The 15,981-nt window shown below is 33.5% G+C and carries 13 protein-coding genes; 6 read left to right on the top strand and 7 right to left on the bottom strand.

The genetic code is table 11. The features are described 5' to 3' along the window. The first annotated feature begins 104 nt into the window (after positions 1-104). From VB798_RS03695 to VB798_RS03675, 5 genes are all read left to right on the top strand, one after another. Positions 105-2,852 (top strand): CHAT domain-containing protein, encoded by a 2,748-nt coding sequence (locus VB798_RS03695; RefSeq protein WP_323256100.1) that lies wholly within the window; start codon positions 105-107, stop codon positions 2,850-2,852. A gap of 259 nt (positions 2,853-3,111) precedes the next feature. Continuing rightward, positions 3,112-4,293, top strand: coding sequence for a PepSY-like domain-containing protein (locus tag VB798_RS03690; RefSeq protein WP_323256098.1), 1,182 nt, complete (start codon positions 3,112-3,114; stop codon positions 4,291-4,293). A 51-nt stretch (positions 4,294-4,344) separates the two neighbouring features. Further along, positions 4,345-5,607, top strand: coding sequence for an Ig-like domain-containing protein (locus VB798_RS03685; RefSeq protein ID WP_323256096.1), 1,263 nt, complete (start codon positions 4,345-4,347; stop codon positions 5,605-5,607). A 46-nt stretch (positions 5,608-5,653) separates the two neighbouring features. Next, positions 5,654-6,205, top strand: a complete 552-nt coding sequence (locus VB798_RS03680) for an RNA polymerase sigma factor (protein WP_184130454.1) — start codon at positions 5,654-5,656, stop codon at positions 6,203-6,205. Then, positions 6,192-7,625 (top strand): hypothetical protein, encoded by a 1,434-nt coding sequence (locus VB798_RS03675; RefSeq protein WP_323256094.1) that lies wholly within the window; start codon positions 6,192-6,194, stop codon positions 7,623-7,625. Before VB798_RS03680 ends, VB798_RS03675 begins: the two co-directional genes overlap by 14 nt. Positions 7,626-8,030: 405 nt before the next feature. Here VB798_RS03675 and VB798_RS03670 read toward each other — a convergent pair whose 3' ends face one another. The 7 genes from VB798_RS03670 to VB798_RS03640 all read right to left on the bottom strand — a co-directional run bounded on the left by VB798_RS03670 (position 8,031) and on the right by VB798_RS03640 (position 14,356). Then, entirely contained in the window at positions 8,031-9,128 is a 1,098-nt protein-coding gene (locus VB798_RS03670) for a cytochrome-c peroxidase (RefSeq protein WP_323256092.1), read from the bottom strand. Between the two features lie 56 nt (positions 9,129-9,184). Further along, positions 9,185-9,994: an MbnP family protein gene (locus VB798_RS03665; protein WP_323256091.1), complete on the bottom strand. Its 810-nt coding sequence runs from the start codon at positions 9,992-9,994 to the stop codon at positions 9,185-9,187. 190 nt (positions 9,995-10,184) lie between these two features. After that, positions 10,185-10,568: a hypothetical protein gene (locus tag VB798_RS03660; protein WP_323256089.1), complete on the bottom strand. Its 384-nt coding sequence runs from the start codon at positions 10,566-10,568 to the stop codon at positions 10,185-10,187. A gap of 171 nt (positions 10,569-10,739) precedes the next feature. Then, positions 10,740-10,886 carry a hypothetical protein gene (locus VB798_RS03655; protein WP_323256087.1) on the bottom strand — a complete coding sequence of 49 codons (147 nt, stop codon included), beginning with the start codon at positions 10,884-10,886 and terminating at the stop codon, positions 10,740-10,742. 2 nt (positions 10,887-10,888) lie between these two features. Further along, positions 10,889-12,220, bottom strand: coding sequence for a c-type cytochrome (locus VB798_RS03650; RefSeq protein ID WP_323256085.1), 1,332 nt, complete (start codon positions 12,218-12,220; stop codon positions 10,889-10,891). A 95-nt stretch (positions 12,221-12,315) separates the two neighbouring features. Continuing rightward, a complete protein-coding gene (locus tag VB798_RS03645) occupies positions 12,316-13,842 on the bottom strand; it encodes a c-type cytochrome (RefSeq protein WP_323256083.1) in 1,527 nt (508 codons plus the stop codon). 52 nt (positions 13,843-13,894) lie between these two features. Continuing rightward, positions 13,895-14,356, bottom strand: coding sequence for a hypothetical protein (locus VB798_RS03640; protein WP_323256080.1), 462 nt, complete (start codon positions 14,354-14,356; stop codon positions 13,895-13,897). A 382-nt stretch (positions 14,357-14,738) separates the two neighbouring features. Here VB798_RS03640 and VB798_RS03635 point away from each other — a divergent pair, with 382 nt between their 5' ends. Next, complete coding sequence (locus VB798_RS03635) at positions 14,739-15,974, top strand: hypothetical protein (protein WP_323256078.1); 1,236 nt, start codon at positions 14,739-14,741, stop codon at positions 15,972-15,974. Positions 15,975-15,981: the final 7 nt, after the last annotated feature.

The following is a 15,981-nucleotide window of genomic DNA, read 5'->3' as shown; positions in this document are numbered from 1 at the left end:
AGTCTTTAACTGATAAAAATTAGTTTTTTGAAACCATTAATTTCTTAGCATAAAGTATTAATTTAAAACTCCCATTATAATCCTAACCTAAAAAAAATACTTTGGTGCTCAGAAAAATTACTTTATTTTTTATTATTTTATTCTTCCCTTTTCTTTCGAAGGCGACTTGTCCTTCCAAAAATGAAACGCTCAATACGCTACAAAAAATCTCAAAACTAGAGCCAGCTCAACAAAAAAAACGCTTATTTATTTTGTTATCAAGCAGTGAAAAATGCTTTGGAAAAGATTCTGTTTATAGTTCAATTTTACAGCAAATTGCTACTTTTTATGCAAAAGAGAACGAATTTGAAAATTCCATAGCTTACACAAAAAAGGCAATTGTCGTGAATAGCCTTACCAAATCGGACATCAATCGTTTTTACTTAGAAACGAATTACTTTAATTTAGGAGTATATGAAAATCAGCTTGGGCATTATCAAATAGCTTTGGATAACCTTGATAAATGTATCGCAATTGCCAAAACAAATTTTCAAAAAACAGCATATTTATCAAGAGCTTATGCCCAAAAAGCCAATATTTTCAGCAAAATGGGCGATTTTGAAAAAGCTATTAGTAACGTAGATTTAGGAATCAATTTTGCCAAACAAACCAAAAATGATGTAGGATTAGCTTTTAGTTTGATTGAAAAAGTAAAAACACTAACGATGATGTCGCAAACTGAAAAAGCAAGTGATAATCTGAAAGAAGTAATTTTACTATTGGAGAAAAAAGACCCGTCGGGTTATTTGCCTTATGCCTATTATTGGGCAGGGCAATTATTTACAGCTCAAAAACGATACAAAGATGCCATCGCATCATTTCGAAAAAGTCAGCGGATTTACAAACTTCAAAAAAATATTTATAGCTACTCTTTGAATTTTTTAGATATTGGTTTTACCTATTATCAGTATTTGCAAGACTATGACCAAGCTTTACAAAACTACTTGATGGCCCTGCAAACGATGGATAATGCCTACATGAAAGTAATTATCTATGATGACATTGCGGCGGTTTATTGGAAAAAAAAGGATTATCCCAAAGCTTTTGAATATTATCAAAAAGCTTTAGAAGTTGCTCCAATTGGTTTTAAATCTAACAATTTAACTGAAATTCCTTCAGTAAAATCGCTACAAGCAGCAGATTTCAAATCTTATTTTTTAACGACATTGCAAGATAAAGCGGATACTTGGCTTGAATATCACAAGGCTACACAAAGAAAAGATTATCTTAGAAATGCCCTAAAAACATATATTCTTGCTGACCAATTGGTGGATTTAATGCGTTTTGAACATTCGGGAACAGAATCAAAATTGTATTGGCGAAACAAAACACATCATCTTTATGAGCAAGCCATTGAAACTTGTTATCTCTTGAAAAATTATGAAAAGGCATTTTATTTTTTCGAGAAAAGTAAAGCAGTTTTATTGAATGACCGCCTGAATGAATTAAGTGCCAAGCAACAACTTTCTCCTGAAGATTTACTGAAAGAGAAATCTTTACAGCAAAAAGTCGCTGAATTGAATGCTAAATTGGCTGGTCAAGATATTAAAGGAAGTAAATTAACAAAATTGCAGAATCAGTTGCTAGAAGCAAAAGACGAACAATCAGCCTTTATAAAAAGCTTAGAACTTAAAAATCCAACCTATTATCAATACAAATATGATACCACAACTGCATCTTTGGAAGATGTGAAAAAATACTTAAAAAGGCCATCTGAAAGCAAAAATGGAGAGATTAGTTTGGTAGAGTATTTTGTTGGAAATGAGGCAATTTACGCCATGAAAATATTGCATAACCAAGCATTTTTACAAAAAATATCACTTGTAAATTATGAAGAGAATTCAAAAAATTTCCTGAAATATTGTGCTGATAACCAACAAGCCAATGAAGATTTTTTAGGTTTTTTGAAAGTGGGTAATCAAATGTATCAACAACTTTTTGCCAAATTGGGTGTGCCAAAAGGCAGAGTAATCATTGCTCAAGATGGATACTTTTTGCCTTTTGAAGCCATGAGTAAATCTGCTAAAAGAGCAGAATATTTACTGAAAGATTATGCTTTGAGTTATACGTATTCAGTACAATTTTTATTGAAAAATGTTAGTAATGAAAGCTTTTCTTGGACGAATAAATTCTTCGGAATGGCACCCGTTACTTATCAAAAAGCCTTGAATCAAACTGAATTGGCAGATTCTGACAAATCTTTGACAAAAGTTGCAGACTACTTTTCATTCGGAAAAACCTTTGTGAACCAAGCTGCCAACAAGCAAACTTTCTTTGAAAATGCACATAATTATCAGATTGTGCATTTATATACACATGCACAAGCAGACGACAGCGACCAAGAACCAATGGTTTACTTTGCTGATTCTGTACTAAAATTATCTGAATTAGGCGCATTAAGTCGATACAAAACCCAACTTTTGGTATTATCTGCCTGCAAAACTGCCGTTGGAAGAAACGCCACTGGCGAAGGCATTTTAAGTTTATCCAGAGGTTTTGCTACTTTGGGCATTCCTGCTACTTTAACCACACTTTGGAGTGTTGAAAACAAAGCGACTTATGCTTTAAACGAACTGTTTTATCAATATTTATCTGAAGGTTTGTCGAAAGATTTGGCACTTCAAAAAGCTAAAATAGCCTTTCTACAAAGCCAAGCAGGCGAAAACCAATTACCTACTTTTTGGGCTGGTGCAGTACTTGTCGGTGATGCTTCTGCTTTGAGTAGTACTAATCTTTTATGGTATTTTGTTGCAGGTATTTTAGTCGTGATGTTAGCTTTTTTCGTTTGGAAAAAAGCTAAACATTCGGCGTAAAACCTAAGTGAAATTGTATGAATTAAACTACTGTATATCAGTTATTAAATTCATCGTTCAAGATTAAAAAATCATCAATATCACTTAAGTAATTCCTACTATTTTAAATTATTTTTACTTCATGCAACCCTTTGCTTTCCTGCACTTGTCTATAGTTCGAAATGCATCTCAAAATTTTCCTTGTGTTTACTGATCACAAATTCAAGGGAAGCTCTTTTTAATTTTCAATTGAAGTGTTAATCCAAATTTGTGAAATACTATGAAAAAAGTACTTTTTGTCTTTGCCTTGGCATTGACTAGCATTTTAACAAGCTGTGAAGAAAGTATTGATCTTGGTCAGCAAAGTCAAAATGAAACGACTGATGCGGCTTCTGCAGCTAAAGTTTCAGCAGTAATTAAGCAAGATTATCCGACCGCAACACAGCTTTTAGTGACAACGATTGATTCAAATAAAGTTTATGGTTGCGATTTTCTAGTGAACGGCGTTGCGCATGAAGCCACCGTTTCAGTTGCTGGAAAGATTTTAAGTACTTATGAAATCAAAGCAGATACAACGAAAACAGCCTTAATTGATGCAATAAAACTGTATTTAGAAACCAATTATAAAGGCTATAAATTAGAAAAAGTAGCTGTTGGAAAAGATGCCAACGCTAAGCTTTCCTACAAGGTTCTGATTGTGTATAACGATCAAAAAATTACTTTGCTGTTTGATGCTACTGGCACTTTATTAGCTACTTTTATAGAACCAAAAGGTCAGAAGCCAGAGCCCAAACAATCTCCTAAAACTTATCCTGTCGTTTTAAGCGAGTTGCCAGCCAATATTCAAAGTCAGTTGAGCGGCTTTGAATTTGTAAGAGCATTCGTAAAAACGGATTCGGACGGCAAGAAAACATATTTTGTTGTTGCCAAAACTGGAGATGTTTTATACGAGATAACTTTTGATAGCACAGGTGTCTTAAAAAACAAAAATGCCATAAAATTACAAGTGCCTAAACCAGAGGTTAAATATTTGAAAGATACCGACTTACCACAAGTAATTAAAGATTATCTTTCAGCCAATTATCTAGGTTGGAAATTTGAAAAAGGAGTGGTGCTTGTAAAAGATACAATCATTGATTCTTATACGATTGTTATTGCAAAAGAAGGTAAAGTTATCACGCTTACTTTTGATGGAAAAGGTAAATTTATTAGTGTTTTAGAACCTAAATTGCCAACTATTCCTAAAATCGAAGACAAGAGTATTGTAGCAAACGACCTTCCGCAGGCAGTCAAAGATTATTTAAACAAAGTATATGTTGGCTGGACTTTTGTGAAAGGAAGTGTAAGTCTTAAAAATGATGTTGCACAGGCATATTTAGTTGTCATTACTTTTGGAACAGACAAGTACTACGTTTATTTCGATAAAGATGGGAATTTTGTTGCAGCCAAAAAAGATAAATAGTAAAACGATGTTTGTTTGTTGATAAGTCAACAAACAAACATCAAAAAAAATATGAGAATTTTTGTAGGTATATTTTTCATCATAGTATTGAGTTTAGTTGTTGGTTGCGACGAAATCAGGGAAATCGAGCCAACAGTGAAGCCAACTGTTACTACTATGTCGTTGATTGATACAAAAAATTATTATACTCCTCCTAATAATTTTATCGCAATTGACACCAAAGTGCTTCTGAAAGCATCGGGCTATAGCTCGATTAAAATTGTGAGTGCACCTCAGTATGGTAAATATTCATTTTCTAAAACAGGTTATTTAGTTTATAAATCAGATTCTACAAAGAATGAAGTAACCGATTTCCTGATTTATAAAATGATGAACGGCGACCCTACAAAAGATAAGCGAGATACTATTAAAGTAAACATTACTTCGGATTACAGTAAAATTCCTTGTAATGCAGGAGCAATTCCAGATTTTTTCACGGTGAAATTAAATACACCAACCGTCTTAGATGTATTGAAAAATGACCGTTTCTGTAATGCCATTGTTGATTCAAGTTCTTTGGCCATTTTGGATAGTCCAAATTTTGGTACTGCCGAAATTGTTAAGAATAAAATCGTTTACACACCCAAAAGTAATTTCTATCAAAATGACATCTTTTTTTATCAAATCTGCACAGGTGGGAGTAATCCTGTGTGTAGAATCGTTGCCGTAAGGATTGATATTGAAGGAACTTGGTGTAGAAATATTTTAATTCCAGATGTGATTGTTATCGACAAATATGATACTTCAACACAGAAAATAAAAGTGCTTGAAAACGATAAAATTTGTGATAATTACGATGTAAAAAGTTTGAAAATTACGGCTAATCCACAGTTTGGGAAAGCGATAGTAAATGCTAATTCAGAAATTGAATATACCCAAACTGTCAAACAAGAAGCCAATGATTTGCTAGAGTACACGATTTACGACAAAAATGGAGCGAATCCGCAAAAAATGTTTGTTGAGATTTTTATTCGTGCCATTCCTACCTGTAAAGCTTATGCTAAAAATGGAGAAATGGAATTGTCGGCTAGTCAAGTAAAAGAAACAGAGATAGAAATTCCTTATAGATTATACGTCTCTGGTTGTGTAAATATCAAGAATATTAGTATTGAAACCCAACCTACTTATGGTATGATACGCATTGAAGACAAAAAGCTTTTATACAAGCTGAAACAACAAGATGGCAAAGAGTATAATGATCAATTTAAGTATGTAGTTACCAGTACAAATGGAGAAATTCTCAAAGCCACTTTTACAATTAGAATCAAAAAATAAGTAATAAATTTTAACTAGAATTTATTACTGCTACAAAACTCACTAAATGCTCAACGAACAGGAATTAGTCAAAGCCTGCCAAAAAAACGACCGCAAAGCCCAAACTGCTTTTTATAACCTGTATAAAAGCAAATTGATGGGTGTTTGTCGTCGTTATACTCGCACGCCCGAGGAGGCCGAAGACATCTATCAAGAAGCATTTGTGAAAATATTTAATAACATTCATACCCTTGAAAACCCAAAGGCTGTTGGTGCTTGGGTTAGAAAGGCGGTAATTCATACAGCAATAAATTATTATCATGCGAATTTAAAATTTCAACAAAATACAGAATATGAAAATATTGTACTAAGCAACGATGATTACCCCAACCTATTATCAACACTTACAAGCGAAGAACTTCTTGCGCTCATCAATAAATTACCCGACGGCTATCGGATGGTATTTAACCTTTATGTAATTGATGGTTATAATCATGCCGAAATCGGAGAATTGTTGGGTGTGAGCGAGAATACTTCAAAATCACAGCTTTCAAGAGCCAAAGAGTTACTCAGAAAGCAATTAAAACAACTGGGAATTGTCAGCTATGAACGCACTTGATAACGAAAAAGACCCTTTTGAGGATATTTTCAGAGATAAATTGTTTGATTTTGAAACTGAACCAAACGATAAACTCTGGAAATCAATAGAACCTCAACTTCCTGCTAATCCAGCAAGGAAAATACCGTACTGGCAAATGGCAGCAGTAGCAGTTTTGTTATTGCTGACATGCATCGGTTTGTATTTAATGCCTTTGTCAATCAGTAATGAAACCGAAAATGCTCAGGTTGAAAAAACACAAGAAAAAGAGTTAAACAAAACCATAAATTCTAGGGATTTATTAGAAAAAAACAATAAAAACTTAAATAAAGAAAATAAATCGAATATTATTGAGGAAAATCATTTACAAAAATCAGACAAAATAGTATCTTCAACAATTGAGAGTAATGGAGCTTCTGAAAAAGTTCAACATGAATTATCATCAGAAAGTAAAAAAACAACTTTAAAAGAACAACAAAATAGATTGAAAGTAGCAGGAGTGATACCGCCTGTTAATTCAAGTAATGAGGTTCAAAATGAACTTGCAGATGGTGCAAAGCAAAATAACTTTGTGAATCAGTATTCAAAAAAATATTCTTTGAATAAAAGCAATAAAGTAAATCGTTCTGCTGTATTCTCAGGTAAGTATGAAAATATAGATGACGAGTCGGCCAATAAACAAAGTATTGAAGCAACTAAGTATTTGGAGCAACGTTCCACATTATTAACAAGTCTTGATGCAAAAGCGTATCATCCATTTACAAATCATTTCAGAACACCGAAAATAAAGTATCGTGGACCAAAACCTATTGTATATTTTAAAGAATCGAAGCCAGTAGAATGGTACATAAGTGCGATGCCACTTATTAATTATTATACCATCACAGCTAATGGCAACGATGCGAATTATGTTCACAAAATTGCAGTGAATGATGAGGCAGACAGATTAGGTTTTTATACACAAGCTGGTTTAGTTTTTACTTTATCGGATAGATTTAAGCTAAGAACGGGTTTGACTTTCACCAAAACCAATCATAGTTTTAGCTATCAAGTTCGTACCGATTCATTAGTGGTGCAGTCACCTGATAATACTACTGGCGTAGATGTAAGTTTTGCTGAACTCAAAAAAGTATATGCTCAGTCAGCGTATTATTTAGGTACAAAAGTTGATTTACAATATACTTTTTTAAGAGGGGAATCACTTTCTCATTATGTAAATGTAGGCGTGGAGGGAGCGTATAAAATTAATGGAAGTAACCAGTTGAATGCCTTTGCGAATATTGCTTATGGAATTACTCGTCAGATTGGAGATCATGCCTATTTGTTTGTAGAGCCAACTTTTAGTTATTCGCTCAACGAACAAAGTGATTCAAATTCTTTGTTATTAATCAAACCCAATAAAATTGGCTTTAATATTGGGATAAACTTCAAACTAAAATGATAAGCGTATTTAATTTTTTCTGGAAGGGGCTAGTTTGTATTGTATTAATTGTTGTTGCACTAACGGTTGCTTTATTTAGCGGAGAAGTTAGTAAACTATAAACTAAGATTTGAGGAGTATTCCAAAGCGGATTACTCCTCAAAAAATAAACTGTTTTCTATACCAATATTGTAAAATGCACATTCAAACTTGCATTCGCTTTTAATTCTCCTCCAGATAAATCTTGGTTAATTGGCTTCTGATAATTCACTCCTAAAGATACGTTTTGTAGTAGTATTCAATTCCTAAAGCACCCAAAGTAGGTTATCTTCCCATTTGTGATAATGCTGTGATGTCCCTCAAACCATTCAAGTGAAGTTGTTTGCCATTTTTCTGAATAGCTTTTATCATGATATTTTTTGTTGATTAAGGAGTAAACCTTTTATCAGTCAGAAATTCTCTGTCGGTAAGTGTTCTTAAAAATGCAATAATCTGAGTTTTTTCTGTAGCCGTCAGAGGAATACCAAGTTTACCATTTTGATTGAGAATTGGGTCAAGATTTTGGGTAGCCGTAACGGTATTCATATAATGATTGAGTACCTCATCTAACGTCAGGAATCGTCCATCGTGCATATAAGGTTTGGTGGCTTCAACATTTCTAAGACTTGGCACTTTGAACTTATTTTTATCTTCGGGCATTTCCGTTACTCGCATTCTTCCATCATCAATTACAGGTTCGATAAATGCTTTCTTAACACCATCCACCATTCTATAAACTACTTGTTGGCGTTCTGTTGGCGGTAAACCGTTATTTCTGAAACTTCCATCACTAAACAATTCTCCAGCATGGCATGAGGAACACTTTTGTTTGAATAATTCCATTCCAGCCAATTCTGTTTCGTTAAAAACTACTCCACTTTCTTTCCTCATGTATTTATCATAACGAGAATTAGCAGAAACTAAAGACAATAAAAATTGAGAAAGAGCTTTCAAAAATCGTTGTGAAGTAATTTCAGTAGTTCCAAAAGCATTTTTGAACATGAGGGGATACTTGTCAGTCTTCCGCAGCTTATCTAATACGTTCGATACTTTATCGTCCATTTCAACTGGATTTTCGATAGGAGAAATCGCAAAAAGGTCTAAATCAAATACGCCACCATCCCATCCAAAAGTTTTTTCCCAAGCCAGGTTTTGTAATGATGATGAATTTCTTAAACCAATCTGGTTATCAATTCCATGACTTAAATCATGCAAATGATGCGTAAATCCAAAGTCTTGTCGATGGCATTCGCCACAAGACATTGAGCCATCTCTTGAAAGAATTCCATCATAAAAAAGGCTTTTCCCTAATTCAAAACCTTCTTTTGTAATAGGATTACTTTCCAATTTATAAACTGGACTTTGAAAATTGCTAGGCTGATAAAATAATTTTTCAGGCTCAATTACCACATTTGGCTGTTTTGAGCAGGAGAAAACCATCAGAAATAGAAACAATACGCTGGTGTTTAAGAATAGATTCTTCATATCTAATTTATTTAATCTTCTACTCTTCAAAAAATATGAAGAGTAGAAGTGTTTTTTTAATTAGCATCGTTACTAACATTGTTTACGCTAAACATCTGCTTGTAGTTGTCTGCAATAGGTGTAGCTGTATTTATAGTATGTACCAAATTGGTCTCAGCTAATTTTATTTGAGTAGTACCATTAAATACCTTCAAAATATCTACAAACAAATGTACTTTTGGCGCAATATTGCTACGAACTGTAGCTGCATTTGAGAGTGGTAATGTTATCGTGCGAAGATTATTGGCAGTTTTTGTCGTCATTCCTCCAAAACCTCCTACGTGCAGTTGAAATGGTCTTTTTCCTGTAGCATTTGTTGGAATAACAGAAGATGTTCCTTCAAATTTAAAGAAAATATAACCCGAATTCCATGCCCAGTACATGCCATCATCACCATAAGAGGCTGGGTCAAGTACTCCTATTCTTTGGCTAAGGTCAGAAGTACTTCTAGTACTATCTACACCAACCATGAAAGATACTTCTTTGTAATTTCCAGTAGGAATATCTTTTAATTCAGCTTCAAGACTACCAGCATCTGACTGTTTTATCAAGAAATAATTATTCGGAAATTTAACAACAGTACCATCTTCTTTTTTGAACGAAACATTAGAAATAAAGTAATTCAAAGTAGTAACCGTAAAATCTTCGCCAGAACTGTTTGTATAAGCTCCCGTTCCAAGTACTAAAGCCTTGTCGCCCACTTTATTATCGAAAGAAAGTGTGATTGAGTTTTTATCGTTTGAATTGATTTCATCTTCTTTACAAGAAACAGATAGAACGATAAAACCTAAGAAAAAAAGTAGTAACAGTAATTTATTCGTTTTCATACAAGGTATTTTGAAATAGATAGACAGTATTGTATTGCCTAACTAATTTTTGATTAGTAAAAAATAGATTGAATCCAATGCAAGTGAATAATAGGTTATGTACAACCTAAATCAATGCTTTGGGCATATTCATCGCAAAAAAGATTAAATCTTTAGAGCTTTGAACCAAAAACCAGTAAAAAGAAAGGAATTAGAATTGCGGAGGACGAAAAATACCTTTTAGCATGCCAGCAACTGGATTGACTAAAAAAGCAAAATTTGATGTTTTTCTGAGAAGTTCAATGAAAGAGATTTTGCTAAAATTAAGATTTCCGAAAGGACAAAATAGCTGAATTTCAGGCATTTTCTCTAACCTTTCTGCTGTTTGCTTATGTTCTCTTTCTTCAGCAGCTTTTAGTTTTTTAGCTAAATAACATTTACCATCACAGTGCAAAGAAGGACGATTTTTGTTTACACAAAGTACTTTCGCAATATAAGCTTTATTGGCTTGGAAGTACACGACAACGCCCATGCGACTGAATAAAGGTAAATTCAGTACTAAAAGTAGAAAGTATATGGTAACACGTGTCAACATTCTGCAAATGTTAGGCTAGCATTTTTTTCAATCCTAATTCTAAAACGAAAATATCAGACTGATATTTGTTAGTTATTGAAAAATAACACCAATATCATTGATATTATTAGCATTAGCAACAGAATAATTGCCCCGACTGTTCTTTTCCAGTCGGGGAGGATTTTTCTCTTTTTACTCATTTTTATTTCTTCTGATAATTGGTAAAAATCTCACGCCATTTTTATGGAGAATTGTTAATTGCAACAAAATATTAGCCGCAACGGCAATGCACACTAAGCCAATTGCAGCTATTCCGATACTGATTAATAAAATCTTCATGGTTATTTTTGTTTTAGAATATAAGTTGCTACGTCTTTGATTTCTTGTTCTGATAAACCCAAAGCAGGCATTTGTGGATAATCAGTACGTTTTTTCCCCGGTTTACGAATCCAGTCATGTAGTCCTTTTTCGTCTTTTTCGTAAATACTTACCATTTCTGTCACAGGTGGGCCTACAATTTTGGTATCTAAAGCATGGCAAGCACTACATTTTGCGGTAAAAACGGCTTCGCCAGCATCAGCAACTACGGGTTTTTTGTTGGGGTTGTTGGCATCTTTGATAGCTTGCTGTACTTCTTTTTGATACTTGGCAGTTTCTTTGGCTACCAATTTTTGATGGGGCTCTAAAGCCGTAGCTCGGTATAAATGTCTTCCCGAACCCATAAAAATTACTGTAGTGGTCAACAGTAATGTTACTTTCCAGAAATTATCAGCGATTTTTTCGGCTTGTCCAGTAATGGCTTTCCAAATCCAGCATAAAGCTGGAATAGCAAAAGCTGCACCCGTCAGAATCGTCAGAATCAATTGCCAACTAATTCCTTTGGTAGGAAGCGTCAGGAGTACAATTGGTCCAATCAGAAACTGAGCTACCGAAGCTGAAAAAGTTAGTGAATAGGCTTTTTTGCGAATTTCATAAAGACTCAAACTTTGGAATTTTTCTTCAAAGGCAAAACTTTTTCTACCGAAATACCAGAAAATGAAAAGTCCAGTTACACCCAACGAAGCAAAAATGAAGTGTAAGTATCTTGGAAAAACATTCGGTAAAGCCAAAGCTTCAAAGAAACCAGAAATAGTATTCCATTTTTCTGGGAAAAGCATCAAATTGATATTCGTCAAAAAGATAAAAGGAATAAATAAAAAAATAGCCACAGATGCCGCAATCATAGAAATATGAAGTGCTTTATTGTCTTTCAGTACATTCCAAGAATATTTATGGGCATAAGTAAGCAAAAAAGCCAAAGTAGTGAGTGGAATAATGGCTATCCAAAACAAACCTGTAAGGGCATTTGCCGAATAAAAATACAGCGTGTAAAGTGTATTGATGGTCAGCAAAGGTGCAACGCCCAATACTACTGCCATACTTTTATTAACAGTAATTGTCTGGGCGATTTCATAAGCCAATTTATCGTACTCAGGATTTTTCAAGCCTTTTATCTCACTCCAAAGCGTTAGGAGTGAGCCACCTAACATTAGATTAATAAAAATTATATGTAACAAAAATGAAAAAACTAAGGCAAAAACCAGTACGCCATGTGGTAAAGGCAAAGGCAGAGGTAAATCGTGTGGTACTGGCGTTTGCAATAAGATTTGTAAGAAAATATGTTGTAATATCATGGTATCAAAATTTAAGCCCATTGAAAAAATGGGCAATAGGAAATCCTTCAAAGGAATTCATTACGAACCTTTTAAGGATTTCCTAACAATGAAAATTAGTTTTTACTCAGTTGAAGTCCTTTTTCCTGTACGCCTTCTACAGGTACTCTGTTTTCTTGAATACTCTTGATATACACAATCAAAGCATCCAATTCTTTTTCATTTCCCGGAAAAGGAGGCATGAAGTAGCGAGCATTTTCGATGTGCGAAATGTAGGATTTCATCATTTCGGGCTTTAACTTTTCGCCTTCTTTCAAACTGTACATCGTTTCAAATTTCTCGGTAACCGAATTGATTCCGTTAGTAGTATGGCAACGACTACAAGCCAACAAGAATATTTGTTCGCCAGCTACTAATTGGTTTTCTTCAGTTACTTCATGTACAGGCGAGTAGGTTGCGTACTTGAGTAAACCATCTCTTTTGAATAAAGGATATTCGTCTTTTCTGAGGGTATTTGAATACATGTAATTTCCGATCACATAAGGTTTTCGGATAAATTCACGGATGCGTTCAAAGATTCCCGCAAAGCCTAACATACCGAGTACTGGAATGATGTACAATAGTTTCGGAATCTTGATTTTCGGTTTGAAGAAAGTAAGTCCTGCCACTACCAAAACAGAAAATAAAGCTCCGAAAATAAAATACACCAGTAAGTCGTACCAAGATTGAAAGTCCATCGTGCCTATTGCCACAGGTAAGTTCCCAATCATCAATGTCGGGATTTTGTGATGATACAAAAAGGCAGCAATAGCACAAAAAGGCGTTGCCAGCAACATCCAAAGGGCGATAACTCTTGAAGCTTTTCGGCGAATATCAGAACCATTTGGTGTAAGGAACATCGTTAGGAAAAGTGCCAATGAACCTGCCATTAAAGCCGCCAAAGGAGTACGGAACATTAATTGTGGTAAATAAATGGGGTTGGTGAAACCCGAAACAAAGGTTTTGTTTTCTACCCAACTGCCTGTATCCATCATAAAGCCCAAGATTGATACAATAATTGCCATCGTTACCCATGAGGCAATTGATAATTTTACGCCAAACATGATGTGTTTAGATTTGGCTTCTACACTGATGTTTGATTTTTTCCAAGAAAGGTAATAAATCATAATCAGGACAACTTCGGTTACAAAAACCATCCATTCTACAAACCAAGCGCCATAAAATACACGAATCAAACTACCGATGGAAGCTGGATTTACTAAGGAGGCTGAAAGCCAAATACCTACGCCCGTCATCGCTCCGAGTGTAGTGGTAATGATAAAGGCAATCGTCATTAATCTACGGGCTAAATTATCCCATGCTAAATCAACAACTTCGTTTTGTTTGGCTTTTCTGAAACCGAAGTATTCCAGTAAAGTGACCAAAGGAATAAAGCCCACGGCTAAACCGTGATTGATAAGTACATGGATTACTGCTATGATGGCAATAAGCAGTCTGTCACCCATGAAATCGAGGTGAAAAATTGGAAAATCCATTTTAATATTTTTTATGGCAATGCGTATTGGGGCTACTCTTTTGAAAGAATAGCCTAATACATATTGCTTTTTGTTAAACTTTAAAATTATTTGGGCATGTGATTTCATCCTAAGAAAAATCTTAGGTAAAGCGTATCAATTACATTCTAAATAAAGAATGCTAGCCCATAAAAACAGCAGAAAAAGAGATATTTTGTGGAGGATGAGGAATCTTGAGGTAAAGATTAAAGTAGTACAGGTTTAGATAAGTATAATTTATTTTTTGTGGAAACGAAAAAGAATAATGAATGGGTAATTTAATGGATGAATCTTCACAGAATAAGTTGAATGGTGTAATATTATGGACACTGTTTGTTCCCCTGTTTTGTTTGTCGGACGATTGATCGAAATCGATTAAAGCCAGTAATTTTTGTTTCGTTTCTTGATGTAACTGCTTTACTTTAGATTCAGTCTTGGACATTTCTTGACTAAAAGTAGTTTCATCTTTTAAGGAAAAAACCAATAAATATCCAACAACACTTTGCCCCAACAATACCGCTACAATAGACAAAGCCAACCAGCTTTTAAGCTTGGCTATTTGTTGCTTTGTTAGCTTTTGTATGTCTATGTTGAAAGTAAACATTGATTAAACAATTTTCAAAAATTGATAATTTTTGAATTATAATACAAATATAACGTATAAGAATCATAGCTTCTATATTTCCCAGTAAACTACCGCTTGATAAACAATAAAAGATAAACCTAGGGTGTTTTCCTATTTGTTAGCTATTTTCCTATATTTGTTTCAATAAAAAATGTATTAGTAAAGACAAGTACATCTTGATTCGTATTATATTTTACATTTAAAATTAATAGTATAAAACTATCTGTAGTAGCAGAATGAAACTAGATTAATTAGTTATAATTCTTTACTATATTTCAATAATTGTTTCAAATTCACAATTGATTCAGGTTAAAGCTACTCACACCTAATTTTAAAGTTGATAGCACTATTTTTTATACAAATGAAAAAAATTATAATTCTATTACTTATTTGTCATTATAAATTATTGTCCCAAACACCAGACCTTGGTAAATTAAAACCTGAAAATGGAAATAATTTAAGATACATTTCAATTGGCTCGTCTTTGTCTGCGGGTGTAAGAAATGGAGGAGTATACTCAGCAGCTCAACAAACATCATTTCCTAATTTAGTTGCTCAACAAATGGGCATATTTAATTTTAGACAAGCACTTCTAGAAGGTAATGGGAGTGGTTATGAAAGTGTTATTGTTGATAAAAATAATAACTTAAAATTTCAAAAAAATGCAGGACTTGATGATAGTAAAAAGCTATCAAAAATAATAGATGAAATAGATAACTTAGCCCTACCTTATCTAAAGATATTAGATATCTATGAACCTAGAAGCGATAATAATCAATTTGTCGATAAAAAATCTTTCAAATATTTAGACCGGTTAATTTCTACAGAAGAGGAAGAAAAAATCTCATATTTAAAGTATTTAAGTAGAGTAAAAAAAATAGATTTTTTCACTTATGAATTAGGATTTCATGACTATATACAATATGTTAAATCTGGAGGCTTAGGTACTAGTATTATTTACATGGGTGCAAGAGAAAATTATGGGGAGATAGAACTACTCAATATCCTTACTTCAAAGAACGCAAAGGGGGCTATGGCAAACATACCCGATGTCTTGGATTTTCCAATTTTTCGATATAATACCCTTAAAAAGATCCAAAAAGCTAATTCTACAAATGAAATTTTTATTTCATACCTAGCAAAAAGCGGTGTAAGAATTGCAAAAAGTTTAGATATATTCTTGCCTACACAAAATATATCAGATTTAATGGACAATACCATTCCTGATAATCAAAAATTAGGATTAAAACCAGATTCTCCCCTAAATGATAGTGATGTTTTAAGTATAGACGAAATTGAAACTATTTCGGTAAGAGGTTATAATAAGGCAATTATTGAACCTCTTTCACAAAAATATCAATTACCAGTTGTAGACCTATATTCCTTATACAAAAGTATTTTTAAAGGTAATTATATAACTGATGATGGTGTCTTAATTAATCCAGACTATCCTAGTGGTAACTTTTTTTCATCTGATGGCATTACCCCCACCGCTTTAGGACAAGCAGTAATTGCTAATGAGTTTATAAAAGTTATGAACTCACATTTCAATGCCAAAATACCTTTGATTCAAACTATAAAATTTATTGAAAAGTAATAAATAA

Origin of the sequence: Arcicella lustrica (assembly GCF_034930985.1) — a bacterium.
Classification (GTDB): Bacteria; Bacteroidota; Bacteroidia; order Cytophagales; family Spirosomataceae; genus Arcicella; species Arcicella lustrica.
This window is presented reverse-complemented; position numbering and strand designations above follow the sequence as displayed.

Bases quoted from the DNA above. Each gene is read 5' to 3' on its own strand.
- VB798_RS03655 (WP_323256087.1), bottom strand. From the start codon at position 10,886: ATGAAGATTTTATTAATCAGTATCGGAATAGCTGCAATTGGCTTAGTG.
- VB798_RS03675 (WP_323256094.1), top strand. From the start codon at position 6,192: ATGAACGCACTTGATAACGAAAAAGACCCTTTTGAGGATATTTTCAGA.
- VB798_RS03650 (WP_323256085.1), bottom strand. From the start codon at position 12,220: ATGATATTACAACATATTTTCTTACAAATCTTATTGCAAACGCCAGTA.
- VB798_RS03690 (WP_323256098.1), top strand. From the start codon at position 3,112: ATGAAAAAAGTACTTTTTGTCTTTGCCTTGGCATTGACTAGCATTTTA.
- VB798_RS03660 (WP_323256089.1), bottom strand. From the start codon at position 10,568: ATGTTGACACGTGTTACCATATACTTTCTACTTTTAGTACTGAATTTA.
- VB798_RS03670 (WP_323256092.1), bottom strand. From the start codon at position 9,128: ATGAAGAATCTATTCTTAAACACCAGCGTATTGTTTCTATTTCTGATG.
- VB798_RS03680 (WP_184130454.1), top strand. From the start codon at position 5,654: ATGCTCAACGAACAGGAATTAGTCAAAGCCTGCCAAAAAAACGACCGC.
- VB798_RS03640 (WP_323256080.1), bottom strand. From the start codon at position 14,356: ATGTTTACTTTCAACATAGACATACAAAAGCTAACAAAGCAACAAATA.
- VB798_RS03685 (WP_323256096.1), top strand. From the start codon at position 4,345: ATGAGAATTTTTGTAGGTATATTTTTCATCATAGTATTGAGTTTAGTT.
- VB798_RS03635 (WP_323256078.1), top strand. From the start codon at position 14,739: ATGAAAAAAATTATAATTCTATTACTTATTTGTCATTATAAATTATTG.
- VB798_RS03665 (WP_323256091.1), bottom strand. From the start codon at position 9,994: ATGAAAACGAATAAATTACTGTTACTACTTTTTTTCTTAGGTTTTATC.
- VB798_RS03645 (WP_323256083.1), bottom strand. From the start codon at position 13,842: ATGAAATCACATGCCCAAATAATTTTAAAGTTTAACAAAAAGCAATAT.